Raw genomic sequence first — 14,159 nt, forward strand, 5'->3', positions numbered from 1 at the left:
CGAATAACAGTGTCAAACTATTCTAACTAATAATTTCATATTAACACTCATGCAAAACAATTTACAAAAGACCACTCTTAGAAGAACAATTATGGTAGCTTCCTTTTGTTCTCTTTTTTCATCAGCCTATGCGCAATATCCTGATATTCCAAAACCAATTCAGGAAAAAACCGATGCCATGATGAAAGCTGAAAGTGAGCGTTTGGATCAGATTTGGAAAGCCAATGAACACATCATCAAAGCCGAAGAATTGCAAGGACGTCCTTATGTACCCTGGGCGGCATTACCAACTGATTTAGTTCATGCTGATATTCCTGCTTTTCCAGGTGCAATGGGTGGCGGAGCTCAAACACCAGGTGGACGAGGAGGTAAAATATTTGTTGTTACAAGTTTAGAAGACAGTGGAAAAGGAACTTTTCGTGAAGCACTCGAAGCCGTTGGAGCCCGTACAGTAGTGTTTAATGTTTCGGGAATCATTCGCCTTAAAAAGCTAATTACTGTTCGTGCACCTTACATCACAATCGCGGGACAAACCGCACCAGGTGACGGAATTTGCGTTGCGGGAGAATCTGTTTTATTAGACACACACGACATTATTATTCGTTACATGCGTTTTCGCCGTGGAGAAACCGAAGTGACCCGTCGTGACGATGCTTTGGGAGGAAACGTAATCGGAAACGTAATTATTGATCACTGTTCCATGAGCTGGGGATTAGACGAAAATATTTCGTTGTACCGCCATCAATTTCAGGCGAATGAAAAATCAAAATTAGAAAAACTGCCGGCTGTGAATGTAACCATTCAGAATACCATTTCAGCAGAAGGTCTGGATACTTACAATCACGCTTTCGGAAGTACAATCGGCGGTTTAAATAGTATGTTTATTCGCAATTTATGGGCTGATAATATTTCGAGAAATGCCTCGGTTGGAATGTATGGAAGTTTTAACTTTGTGAATAATGTGGTTTTCAATTGGTGGAATCGTACGCTTGATGGTGGTGATTATCGTTCGCAATACAACATTATCAATAATTATTTCAAACCGGGGCCAATTACGCCAACTGATCAGCCGATTCGTTACAGAATCATCAAACCGGAATCAGGCTATATTAGTCCAAAACAGTACGGAAAAGCCTTTGTTGATGGTAACTTTATCGTAGGTTCTCCTGAAGTAACAGCCGATAACTGGAACGGAGGTGTGCAATTAGAAGATTTGTCACCTGAAGTAACCAAAGATTTTTTGGCTCAAATTAAACAAAACAAAGCTTTTCCAACGCCACCAATTTCTATTATGAAGGCAGATCAGACTTATGATTTTGTGTTGGAAAATGCAGGAGCAACTTTGCCAAAACGTGATGCCGTTGATGAGAGAATCGTTAAACAGGTTCGCACCGGAAAAATAGAAGTGAAAGACGGTTTGGAAAATACAATCGGAAAAGAATTTATCAAGAGAAGATTACCTGCTGACTCCTATAAAAAAGGGATTATAACACATCCTGATCAGGTAGGCGGTTATCCGGAATACAAAGGAAAAGCCTATAAAGATTCGGATAATGATGGAATCCCGGATGCCTGGGAAAAGAAATTTGGCATGAATCCAAACGATGCAGCTGATGCAAATAAAGATTCAAATGGTGATGGTTATACCAATATTGAAAAATATTTTAACGGTATAGATCCAAAAGGAAGAACAGATTGGACAAAAACAGAAAATAATAAAGATACATTATCAAAAATATTATTACAATAGTTTTTTTAAGTTAGTTTGATAAGACCTGACGGCATTAAAAAAACTGTCAGGTCAATTTAAAAAGAATAATCTATAATAAAATTTAAAGTGAATTTTATCCAGCTAAAAAACATCATAACAAAACAGGATTTACTCATTTTATCCTGTTTTGTTATTTTCTTTAGTGCCAATATTACTAACGCACAAAACACATTTCCTGATATTACAAAATCGAAAGAAGGAAAACTGGAGCGTACCGCTGATGCAAAAGGAAACCAGATTCCTGATTTTTCGTATGCCGGTTATAAAGTCTCTTCAGTTGCTATTCCGGACGTAGCCATTAAAGCTTTTGTTCCGCACATCGATGGTGATGCTACAGCTACAATTCAGTCAGCCATAGATTATGTTGCCAAATTAAAAACCGATAAAAATGGTTTTAAAGGAACAGTACTTTTAGACAAGGGAACTTTTAAAATTTCGGGTGTAATCAATATTGCAGAAAGCGGAATTGTACTAAGGGGAAGTGGTGCAGGAAATAGCGGAACAATTCTTTTAGGAACTTCCATCAACAGAAGCGCCATCATCAATATCAGCGGAATCAACAATCCCGTTTTTAAAGATAAATTTGAATTAGCTGATAATTTCACACCATTAGGAGCAACAGTTTTATCAGTAAAAAATGGAACTTCCCTAAAAAAAGGAGATCATATTACAATCAACACACCCATCACCAAAAATTGGATTGACGTTTTATCAATGAATGATTTTGGTGGAGAAAGCGGATGGATTGGCTGGAAAGCCGACGATTTTGTTATTCGTGCAGACAGGGAAATTACAAATGTTCAAGGAAATAAAATCACGATTGATGCACCTTTGACAAATGCTTTAGATGAAGAATTATCAAAATCAACTGTCGTAAATTATGTCTGGTCAGGCAGAATCAATAATTCAGGTGTTGAAAACCTGACATTGAAATCAGATTACGATACTACAAATCCAAAAGACGAACAACATAGATGGTATGGAATTTCTATAGCAAATGCTGAAGATATCTGGGTAAAACAAGTCAATTTTGAACAGTTTGCAGGCGGTGCAGTTTCTATTTTGAAAACGGCAAAAAGAATCACTGTTGAAGATTGTCTGGCTTTAAACCCAATCTCGGAAATTGCAGCGCATAGAAGAAATACTTTTTATACCGAAGGACAGCAGACTTTATTTCAAAGATGCTATTCGGAATTTGGATACAATGATTTTGTGGTCGGAGGTTATGCTACGGCTGGACCAAACGTCTTTTTGCAATGTGAATCACATTTGCCATATAGTTTCAGCGGATCTGTCGGAAGCTGGGCAACCGGAATCCTTTTTGATGTTTCTTTAATTGACGGAAACGCTATCAGTTTCAAAAACAAAGAACAGGACGGAAGAGGTTTAGGATGGAATGTTGCCAATAGTGTTATCTGGGAAACTTCGGCATCCAAAATAGAAAATTACAGTCCGCCAACAGCTCAGAACTGGGCATTTGGAGTCTGGGCACAATGGGCAGGAAACGGACACTGGAAAGACGTGAACAATCACATTAGCCCGAGAAGCTTGTTTTATGCTTTGCTTGAACAGCGTCTGGGCAAATCACCAATGGATGCCCAAATAATGGACTTAGGTACAGAACCTTCTTCGAGCCCGACATTAGAGCAAGCCAAAGCTTTAACAGCCGAAGCCTATAAATTAAATGAAACTTTAAAAGAATTCATCGCTAAAGCAAAAACAAGAAATCCAATTTCGATTGATTACGCCAAAGCCAAACGCATTGACGAAGTAAAATCCAATACTGAAATCGTTTCCAATGCCGATAAAATTACGGTAACGAATGGATTATTGACTACTTCAAAAGGTATACTTACCGGAGAAACAGTTGATGTTCCGTGGTGGAGAGGCAGTTTGCGGGAGTCTGAAATTTCAAAATCAAGACCGCATATTACAAGATTTGTTCCCGGACATTATGGTGTAGGTTACACCGATAATCTGGAAGAAACAGTCAACTATTTAGTCGAAAACAACAAAATTGCTATTGACCATAATTACGGATTGTGGTACGAACAACGAATGGCCGACCACGAACGCATCCGAAGAATGGATCCTGACGTTTGGGCTCCGTTTTACGAACAGCCTTTTGACAGAAGTGGTCAGGGAATCGCCTGGGATCATTTAAGCAAATACGATTTAACGAGATACAATGCCTGGTACTGGAGCCGTTTGAAAAACTTCGCCGAATTAGGAGCTCAAAAAAATAAGATTTTAATTAACGAAGCCTATTTCCAGCATAATATTTTAGAAGCAGGCGCACACTGGGCAAGTTCTCCGTGGCGACCGGCGAATAATATCAACACAACGGGGTTGCCAGAACCTCCGCCTTATGCAGGTGATAAAAGGATTTTCTTGGCAGAGCAATTCTATGATGTAAAAAATGCAGACATTCGTAAATTACATGAAGCCTTTATCGAGAAAAATATCGAAAATTTCAAAGATAACGCTAACGTTCTGCAAATGACAAGTGCCGAATATACAGGTCCTTTAACATTTATGCAATTCTGGATTGATGTGATTGCGAACTATGAAAAGTCACATCCAAATGAATCCAAAATAGCTTTGAGTGCTACAAAAGATGTTCAGGATGCTATTTTAAATGAGGTGGAAAGAGCCAAAACAGTTGATGTGATCGATATCAAATATTGGTATTACAGAGAAGACGGAACGCTTTATGCTCCGGAAGGAGGAGTGAATTTAGCCCCACGCCAGCACGCCAGAAAAATCAAAACAGGCAAAGAAACAGATGACCAGGTTTATAGAGCCGTTCGTGAATACCGTGAAAAATATCCGGAAAAAGCAGTGTTGTATTCCACTATGGGAGCACCACGATTTGGCTGGGCTGTTTTAATGGCGGGAGGCTCTTTGCCAAATGTTCCAAAAATTGAACTTTCTTCCTTCCATTCTGCCCTATCTGGTATGAAGTTTGCAACAGGAACTACTTTTTCAGACAACCTTTGGACACTGGAAAATAAAGGCAACGCATATCTTTTTTATCTGAAAAAAGATCAGCAGGATGTTTCAATCGATTTGTCAAATCAAAAAGGAACATTTGAGGTATATACAATCAATGCTTCCAATGGAAGTATCGCTAAAAAAGCAAATATTAACGGAGGAAAACATGTCGTAATTCCGCAATCAGAAATAAAAGAAAAAGTTTTATTCGTAGTGAAAAAAAATTAGCCACAGATTATATATAAGAATTAAGAATTAAGAATTAAGAATTAAATCTGCCTTATCTGCTAAATCTGTGAGAAAAAATAAAAACACAATTCAAAATAAAATAAAATGAACCTGAAAAATAAATACCTATACGCCCTTTGTATAAGCTTTATGTTGACAGCACAAAGCGGATTTTCGCAATCTGCAAAATCAAAAGCATTACCAAAACTTAAAGTTTCCGAAAACAAACATTATTTTGTAACTGAAGACGGAAAACCTTTCTTTTGGTTAGGCGATACAGGCTGGCTGACATTTGGAAAACTGGACAGAGCAGGTGTGGAAAAATATCTTCAGGATCGAAAAGCAAAAGGATTCAACGTCGTTCAGGTTATGGTTTTACATAATGTGAATGCTGTAAATGCGTATGGCGATCAGGCCTTAATGAATGATAATTTGTCCCAGCAAATTACGTCACCTGGGAACGATCCAAAGGATGCTCCCGAATACGATTACTGGGACCATATAGATTATACTTTGGATGTAGCCCAGAAAAACGGAATCTACCTTGCGATGGTGCCGGTTTGGGGAACTAATATCAGTAGTGCTAAAAGTAAAGTAACGAAAGCTGATGTTGAAAAATATGCAAAATTTTTAGCCGATCGATATAAAAAAAGAACCAATATAATCTGGCTGAACGGTGGCGATACCTACGGAGATAAATTTCAGGACATCTGGAACGCACTAGGAAGTACTTTAAAAATCAATAATCCGGATCAGTTAGTGACTTTTCACCCTTTCGGAAGAACCGATTCTTCAGAGAATTTTCATAATGCAAGCTGGCTGGATTTCAATATGTTCCAATCAGGACACAGAAGATACGATCAGGATTCGGTGAAACCATTCAAAGAAGACAATTACAAATTCGTTCAAAGAGACTGGGATTTAAAACCAACCAAACCAACCTTAGATGGAGAACCATCATACGAGGGAATTCCACACGGATTACACGATACCTTACAACCAAAATGGACCGCCAGTGATGTACGTCGTTACGGATATTGGTCGGTTTTTGCAGGCGGAGCAGGCTACACCTACGGGCATAATGCCGTAATGCAAATGTTCAGAAAAGGCGACAATCCAGCCTACGGAAACAAAGAATTATGGAATGACGCTATCAATGCACCAGGAGCCGGACAAATGGTACACATTAAAAATCTGATGTTGGAATTTCCGTATTTAGAAAGAGTTCCGGATCAGTCATTAGTGGCTAATCAAGGTCAAAAATACGATTATCAGGTGGCGACAAGAGGAAACGATTATGCTTTGATTTATACGTATACAGGAAGAAAAATTACAGTGAATATGGGCAAAATTTCAGGAGACAAAGTAACCGCAACCTGGTACAATCCAAAAAACGGAGAAAAAACACAGATTGGAATTTTTGATAACAAAGGGAAAAAAGAATTCCAGCCTTCCGGCAAAAAAGAAGACGGAAACGACTGGGTTTTAATTTTAACATCAAAAAAATAAAAAAATAGCTCTCGCAGATTTAGCAGATCAAGCAGATAAAAAAATCCCGCACAATCTGCTAAATCTGCGAGAACAAAATAACAATACCATGAAAATCAAAAACTTCATAATCATACTCTTCTTCATAACTGGATTAAACACCGCTTTCGCAAATGACGGCTGGTTAAACATCCTAAACGAAGGCGGAAACAACAAAGGAATAAAATGTACCGAAGCTATTCAAGGCGCCATAGAAAAAGCATCTAAAAACGGAGGCGGAACCATATTTTTCCCAGCCGGAGAATACCTGACTGGCGCTTTAAAACTAAAAAGCAACATCACCATCCATTTGGATTCCGGAGCCCTTTTAAAATTTTCAGAGAACTTCGATGACTATCTGCCGTATGTAGAAATGCGTTACGAAGGCATCGTGATGCAGTCATTCTCCCCATTATTTTATGCCAAAGACGTCGAAAACATCACCATCAAAGGTAGAGGCGTAATCGACGGACAAGGAAAAGCGTGGTGGAATGAAGTTTACCGAATCGAAACCGCCAAAGGTCCAATTCCCGAAACCAAATACCAAAAAATGTGGACCGAGCAAAACAAAGGAATCGTTTACGAACCATATTACAAAAGAACGATTGACAAACACTTTTTCCGTCCTTCTTTTTTCCAGGCCTACAATTGCAAGAATATTTTAATCGAAGGCGTAACCTTCAAAAATTCCCCTTTCTGGACGATAAATCCTGAATTTTGCGACAACGTAACCGTAACCGGAATCACAATTAACAATCCGCATTCCCCAAACACAGACGGAATCAACCCTTCGTCCTGCACCAACGTACACATTTCAAACTGCCACATCAGCGTGGGCGACGACTGTATCACCATCAAATCGGGTCGCGATGCAGACGGTCGTAAATACGGAAAAGCAACCGAAAATGTAACCATCACCAACTGTACCATGTTAAGCGGTCACGGAGGTGTCGTTATCGGAAGTGAAATGTCAGGCGGAATCAAAAAAATCACCATATCCAACTGCGTTTTCGACGGAACCGATCGCGGAATCCGTATCAAATCCGCTCGTGGTCGTGGAGGAGTGGTAGAAGATATTCGCGTGGACAATATCGTGATGAAAAACATCAAGGAAGAAGCCATTATTTTGGATCTTTTCTACGACAAAGACAATCCCGTAGAGCCCGTTACAGAGCGCACGCCAATTTTCAGAAACATCCACATCAGCAACGTTACGGGCGGAAACGTCAACAAAGCCGGATTCGTTCGCGGAATTGTTGAAATGCCAATCCAAAACATCACGTTCTCCAACATCAATATGGACGGCAAGGAAGGTTTCACCATAAACACGGCGACCGATGTAGAATTTCACGATGTAAAAGTCAATGCAACAGTCGGTTCTTCTTTCAAAATCAGCGATGCCAAAAACCTGATTCTGGACAACGTAGGTTCATCGACACCGATAAAAGGCATTCCGGTTATCAAAATCGACAACGCCTCGAATATTATGATCAACAACAATTTTCCGTTCAACGCTACCGATATTTTCATCGAAGCGAACGGAAAAGACACCAAAAATATTTTCCTAAAAAACAATGTATTCAACAATGTGACTACAATTGTGAAAAAAGGAAAAGACCTGGATAAAAAAGCAATTACAGAATAAGGTAATTATTTTCAGGAGCAGAAACATTGGGCATTTTAGGAAACATCGTCCCGCTTTCCGTTACAAACGAAGTTCACTGAACTCCGATGAAAATAAAAGTATAGTGAAGTAATCTTTTGTGCCGAACACCGGCACAAAAGGATTTCCACTGCAATCGGGGCTAAAGAGAGAGATTTTGCTTTTTTGGAATTATTCAAAAGGGAAAAAATAATAAAGATTCGTGTTTAAACATCTTTGTCAAAGTTCAAAACTTTGACAAAGATTAAACCAATAACAATGAAAAAAATATTCATCATACTAACGCTTTCACTTTTCGCTCTAAGCTATTCCCAGAAAAAAAAGGAAATTTTCCTTTTCACCTCTTTCAGGGAACCCGCTACCGAAGGTTTGTACCTCGCCTACAGCGAAGACGGCTACAACTGGAAAGGTTTGGAAGGATCCTTCCTAAAACCCGAAATCGGAGCCAGCAAAATAATGCGTGATCCCTCCATCACAAAAGGAGCAGATGGAACGTATCATATGGTCTGGACAACCGACTGGAAAGGTGGAAACGGTTTCGGATACGCCAGTTCAAAAGACCTGATTCATTGGTCAAAACAGGAATACATTCCCGTAATGAAACACGAACCCGAAGTCGTAAACGTGTGGGCACCCGAAATTTTTTACGATGATGTCAAAAAAGAATACATCGTTATCTGGGCATCCACAATCCCATTCCGATTCGAAAAAGGAGTTGAAGACGAGAAAAACAACCACCGTATGTATTACGTAACGACAAAGGATTTCAAAACCTTTTCGGATACCAAATTATACTATGATCCCGGTTTCAGCGTCATCGATTGTGTGATTGTCAAAAAAAGCAAAAAGGATTATGTTCTGGTTCTAAAAGACAACACCAGACCAATGCGAAACATAGAAGTAGCTTTCGGAAAATCGCCTTTAGGGCCATTCGAAAAAAGATCAAAACCCTTAACCGAATATCTATCAGAAGGACCAACGGTTGTAAAAGTGGGTAAAAACTGGTTGCTGTATTATGACAATTACGGATCCAAAAATTACAAAGCCTTAAGCACTTCCGATTTTGTAAAATTCGAAGATGTTTCCTCAAAAATAAAATTACCAGAAGGACACAAACACGGAACGATTACAACTATCTCTGAAGAGGTTTTAAAAGGATTGATAGAAAGAAAATAAAAAATAATCTGCTAAATCTGTTAAATCTGCGAGAGTAAATTTTTTCACGCAGATTTGGCAGATTGAGCAGATAAAACGTTGAAAACAATGATTGCATTTCAAAACATAAAAACGAATATCGTAGCAGCAACAACCATTTTGTTAAGTTGTGTCGCAGCCAATTCGGTGCAAGCCCAACAAGACACAATTCGATATACAGGCAAAACACTTTCCAATGTCGATTACCACCACGGGCAATTGAGTCCGGCAGTTGGCGTTCACGCAACACAAATTATGCGTGCCAGCCGTGAACATCCCGAAAAAGCAGACGGATTTGGCTGGACGTACAACCACCAGTCGATGATGGCGTATTGGAATAATACTTTTTACCTGCATTATTTGAGTGATCCATCCGGAGAGCACATTCCGCCGAGCCAGACTTTTATGATGACTTCCAAAGATGGAGTAAACTGGACAAAACCAGCCGTACTTTTCCCAATTTATCATGTTCCCGACGGATTTAAAAAAGAAGGAGTAGAAGGAGTTGCTAAAAACATCGATGCCATTATGCACCAGCGAATGGGCTTTTATGTTTCATCCGACAACCGACTGCTCGCATTAGGTTATTATGGAGTCGCTTTGGACAAAAAGGACGATCCGAATGACGGAAAAGGAATCGGTCGCGTAGTTAGAGAAATCTACAAAGACGGAACGTATGGTCCAATTTATTTTATCCGATACAATAAAACCGGAAATCCTTTGCCAACAACTTTTCCGTTATACACTAAAAGCAAAGACAAAAAATTCATCAAAGCCTGCGATGAGCTGATGTCAAAACCTTTGCTGATGCAGCAATGGGTTGAAGAAGCCGATCGTGATGACGCTTTGATTCCGCTTAAAAAACAATACAAAGCCTTTAATTATTACCATTTACCAAACGGAAATGTAGTTGGTTTATGGAAATTTGCTTTGACCTCCTTAAGTAAAGACGAAGGCAAAACCTGGGAATATATTCCGGTAAGAGCGCCGGGATTTGTAAACAGTAATGCCAAAATCTGGGGGCAAAAAACCTCTGACAACCGTTATGCAACCGTTTATAATCCATCAGAATACCGTTGGCCATTGGCAATATCCACCAGCGATGACGGACTGAATTACAAAGATTTATTATTAGTTCACGGCGAAGTAAGCCCGATGCGTTACGGAGGAAACTACAAATCTGCAGGTCCCCAATACGTTCGAGGAATAAACGAAGGAGACGGAACTCCGCCCGACGGGAAACTATGGGTAAGTTACAGCGTCAACAAAGAAGATATTTGGGTCGCTTCGGTGCCCGTTCCCGTGACAAGTGAAGTAAAAGAAAACGCCAACGATGTTTTCAACGACTTGCCAAACGGCGAAGAATTAAAACTATGGAACACCTACGATTTGTCGTGGGCATCCACCAAAATCGAAAAGAAAGCAGATGGCAAAAAATGGCTGACTTTAAGAGATCAGGACTTTTTTGACTATTCAAGAGCCGAACGTGTGATTCCGTTTGCACAAAAAATGGAAGCGACATTCACAGTAAAAACGGAACAAAATAATCACGGATTATTACAAGTAGAATTCCAAAACAAACAAGGATTGCCTGCGATTCGCATCGTTTTCGATTCGGATGGGGAAATAAAAGTAAAGCACGGAGCACGTCACGGCGGAATTGGTAAATACGAAGCCGGTGCAGCATATACCATTACCGTAAAATTAGATGTAACTTCCCGTTCCTACACTGTAAAAGTGAATGACGGCAAAGAAACCAACAAAATATTCTATGCTCCCGTTGATGGAATTTCGCGTATTATGTTTCGCACCGGCAATCAGCGTTACACACCAAATGCTGACACAGAACCCGATACACCGGATTTTACCGATTTACCGGATACAGGAAAATTAATTCCGGAAGCGGTATTTAATATTAAGTCATTGGTCACAAGGAAATTATAAGATTTAAAGATTGAAATATTTAAAGATTAAAAATAAAATCTGCCCAATCTGCTGAATCTGCGTGCAAAAAATAAAATATGAAGAATTTCAAAAAAATAGTATTCCTCTTTTGTCTTCTGATATCGTTCATTTCGAATGGACAAATTTCTGCTGAACATTTGACCTGCGAAATGACCGAAAATCCATTGGCAGTAATTCAAAATCAGCCAAGATTAAGCTGGCAGTTGGTTTCAAAAGAATTTTATGCCTCACAAATAGGTTATCAGATTTTGGTTTCCTCTTCGGAAGAAAATCTAAAAATGGACAACGGCGATATCTGGAACAGCGGAAGAGTAAATTCAGAGAAAAATCTTCAAATTACTTACAGCGGAACTCCGCTAAAAAGCGAAACCAAATATTTTTGGAAAGTAAAAGTGTGGAATCAAAAGGGCAAGGCATCCAATTGGAGTAAAACAGCTTCGTTTAGAATGTCACCTTTAGCATCAGATTTGAATCCAGTCTGGATTGGAGCTATTACAAAAGCCGACAGCCATTTGCCGGAAGGTAGAAATTATCACACAGCAACTTTTAACAGACAGAAAAAAGACGCTCTGATCAATGCTTCGGATTCATTGTCGCGCAGAAGTATTATGCTGCGTAAACCTTTCGAGGTAAAAAAAGAAATAAAGGAAGCGGTAGTTTACATTTCAGGTTTAGGACATTATGAACTGACGATTAACGGAAAGAAAATCGGCAACAGTGAATTCGCACCATTGTGGACAGACTACGATAAAACCGTTAATTTCAATACCTACGAACTGACTGCAAAAGAACTTCAAAACGGAGAAAACGTAATTGGTGTTTTGTTAGGCAACGGAATGTACAATACGCTTGCCGAACGCTATTCGAAATTCTATGTAAGTTTTGGCCCTCCGACTTTATTTTTCAAAATGAAAGTGATTTACAAAGACGGTTCAGAAGACATCATAAAATCGGATGAAAGCTGGAAATACAGCAAAAGTCCGATTACTTACAATAGTATTTTTGGGGGCGAAGATTACAACGCTAATCTGGAACAAAAGGGCTGGAATAATAAAGATTTTAATGATTCGACCTGGAAAAAAGTAATCGTTCAGGAAGCGCCTAAAGGAGTTTTGAGAGCGCAGACAACAACACCAGTTACGGTCCAGAAACGTTATGATGTAAAAGAAGCAAAAGAACTGAAACCTAACTTTTACATTTTCAATATGGGGCAAAATCTATCCGGATTTGCAACCATAAAAGTCAAAGGAAAAAAAGGGCAAACCGTTCGTATTTGGGTAGGCGAGAGTCTAAACGAAGACGGAACGGTAAGTCAGGGAAAAACCGGAAAACCGTATTATTACGATTATACCTTAAAAGGAGAAGGCATTGAAGAATGGCAGCCCAAATTCAGTTTTTACGGTTATCAGTACGTTCAGATTGAAAACATCAATTACAAGAAAATGAAGGACGAAAATCTTCCGACTTTGTTAGACTTAAAATCAAATTTCATTTACAATTCGGCAGGAGAAGCAGGGACTTTCGAATCTTCAAATGATATTTTCAATAAAACACATTTACTGATTAACAACGCTATAAAAAGTAATTTCCAAAGTGTTTTTACCGATTGTCCGCAACGCGAAAAATTAGGCTGGCTCGAAGAAATTCACTTAAACGGACCGGGATTATTATTCAATTACAATCTCGAAAGTTTTATTCCGGCAACGATGCAGAACATTGAAGATTCGCAACGTGACAACGGATTAATTCCGACCATCGTTCCCGAATATGTAGTTTTTGGAGGCGACTTTACTGATTCACCGGAATGGGGAGTTACAGGTGTAATTCTGCCGTGGATGTATTATGAATATTATGGCGATGCTTCATTAATCGAGAAATATTATCCGGTAATGAAAAAGTATGTCGATTATTTAGGGACAAAAGCTACGAACCATATCGTTTCCCACGGTTTGGGCGACTGGTACGATTACGGAACACACGCAGCAGGTTATTCCAAAAACAGCCCGATTGCGCTTTCGGCAACTTCACATTATTTTTATGGAGCAAGTTTGGTTGCAAAAGCCTCGAAATTATTGAACAAATCAGAAGACATTGCGAAGTATGAAAAGCTGACTTCGGATATTAAAAACGCTTTCAACAAGGAGTTTTTTAATTCAGAAACCAAGCAATACGGAACCAGCAGTCAGTTTAGCAACGCCGTTCCAATTTTTATGGATATCGTAGAGCCGGAATATAAATCGGCAGTAATGCAGAATTTATTGGCTGATATCAAAGCTAAAGGCGATCGATTAACGACAGGCGATGTTGGGAACCGTTATTTATTTCAGGCATTGGCACGAAACGGCGAAAATGAATTGATGTACAAAATGAACAACCATTACGATGCACCGGGTTATGGTTTTCAGATTAAATTTGGCCTGACGACGCTGACCGAACAATGGGATCCGCGTAAAGGAAATTCGTGGAATCACTTTATGATGGGACAAATCGAAGAATGGTTCTATCAAAGTTTAGCCGGAATTGTGCCTGATGAAAAAAATCCGGGATTCAAACATTTCTTCATTCAGCCGGAAATTGTGGGTGATATGACTTTTGTAAAAGCAACGTACCAATCTATTTATGGGAAAATTGCTTCAGCATGGGAAAAGAAAGATGGAAAATTAATCCTGAAAGTCGAAATTCCTTCCAATACATCAGCGACAATAAAATTGCCGGTTTCGACGAAAGGTTCTGAAATAAAAGTGAATGGAAAAACGACTAAAAATTTGAGATTAGGTTCAGGAAAATACACAATTGAATGCAAAATATAATATTTAA

The 14,159-nt window shown here is 39.1% G+C and carries 7 protein-coding genes; all 7 read left to right on the plus strand.

All coding sequences use genetic code 11. The features are described from left to right. Nucleotides 1-49 precede the first annotated feature (49 nt). Complete coding sequence (locus JE46_RS12140) at nt 50-1,750, plus strand: polysaccharide lyase (protein WP_031455557.1); 1,701 nt, start codon at nt 50-52, stop codon at nt 1,748-1,750. Between the two features lie 87 nt (nt 1,751-1,837). Continuing rightward, a complete protein-coding gene (locus tag JE46_RS12145; RefSeq protein ID WP_031455558.1) occupies nt 1,838-4,993 on the plus strand; it encodes a DUF6298 domain-containing protein in 3,156 nt (1,051 codons plus the stop codon). Between the two features lie 105 nt (nt 4,994-5,098). Beyond that, nucleotides 5,099-6,502, plus strand: a complete 1,404-nt coding sequence (locus JE46_RS12150) for a glycoside hydrolase family 140 protein (RefSeq protein ID WP_031455559.1) — start codon at nt 5,099-5,101, stop codon at nt 6,500-6,502. A gap of 88 nt (nt 6,503-6,590) precedes the next feature. Then, nucleotides 6,591-8,165, plus strand: coding sequence for a glycoside hydrolase family 28 protein (locus JE46_RS12155; protein ID WP_031455560.1), 1,575 nt, complete (start codon nt 6,591-6,593; stop codon nt 8,163-8,165). 276 nt (nt 8,166-8,441) lie between these two features. Continuing rightward, a complete protein-coding gene (locus tag JE46_RS12160) occupies nt 8,442-9,359 on the plus strand; it encodes a glycoside hydrolase family 43 protein (protein ID WP_031455561.1) in 918 nt (305 codons plus the stop codon). A gap of 87 nt (nt 9,360-9,446) precedes the next feature. Continuing rightward, nucleotides 9,447-11,321: a six-hairpin glycosidase gene (locus JE46_RS12165; protein WP_031455562.1), complete on the plus strand. Its 1,875-nt coding sequence runs from the start codon at nt 9,447-9,449 to the stop codon at nt 11,319-11,321. Between the two features lie 77 nt (nt 11,322-11,398). After that, nucleotides 11,399-14,152, plus strand: coding sequence for a glycoside hydrolase family 78 protein (locus JE46_RS12170; RefSeq protein WP_031455563.1), 2,754 nt, complete (start codon nt 11,399-11,401; stop codon nt 14,150-14,152). Nucleotides 14,153-14,159 lie beyond the last annotated feature (7 nt).

The sequence above is a fragment of the Flavobacterium chungangense LMG 26729 genome, assembly GCF_000735715.2.
GTDB classification, from domain to species: Bacteria; Bacteroidota; Bacteroidia; order Flavobacteriales; family Flavobacteriaceae; genus Flavobacterium; species Flavobacterium chungangense.

Bases quoted from the DNA above. Each gene is read 5' to 3' on its own strand.
- JE46_RS12170 (WP_031455563.1), top strand. From the start codon at position 11,399: ATGAAGAATTTCAAAAAAATAGTATTCCTCTTTTGTCTTCTGATATCG.
- JE46_RS12155 (WP_031455560.1), top strand. From the start codon at position 6,591: ATGAAAATCAAAAACTTCATAATCATACTCTTCTTCATAACTGGATTA.
- JE46_RS12165 (WP_031455562.1), top strand. From the start codon at position 9,447: ATGATTGCATTTCAAAACATAAAAACGAATATCGTAGCAGCAACAACC.
- JE46_RS12140 (WP_031455557.1), top strand. From the start codon at position 50: ATGCAAAACAATTTACAAAAGACCACTCTTAGAAGAACAATTATGGTA.
- JE46_RS12160 (WP_031455561.1), top strand. From the start codon at position 8,442: ATGAAAAAAATATTCATCATACTAACGCTTTCACTTTTCGCTCTAAGC.
- JE46_RS12150 (WP_031455559.1), top strand. From the start codon at position 5,099: ATGAACCTGAAAAATAAATACCTATACGCCCTTTGTATAAGCTTTATG.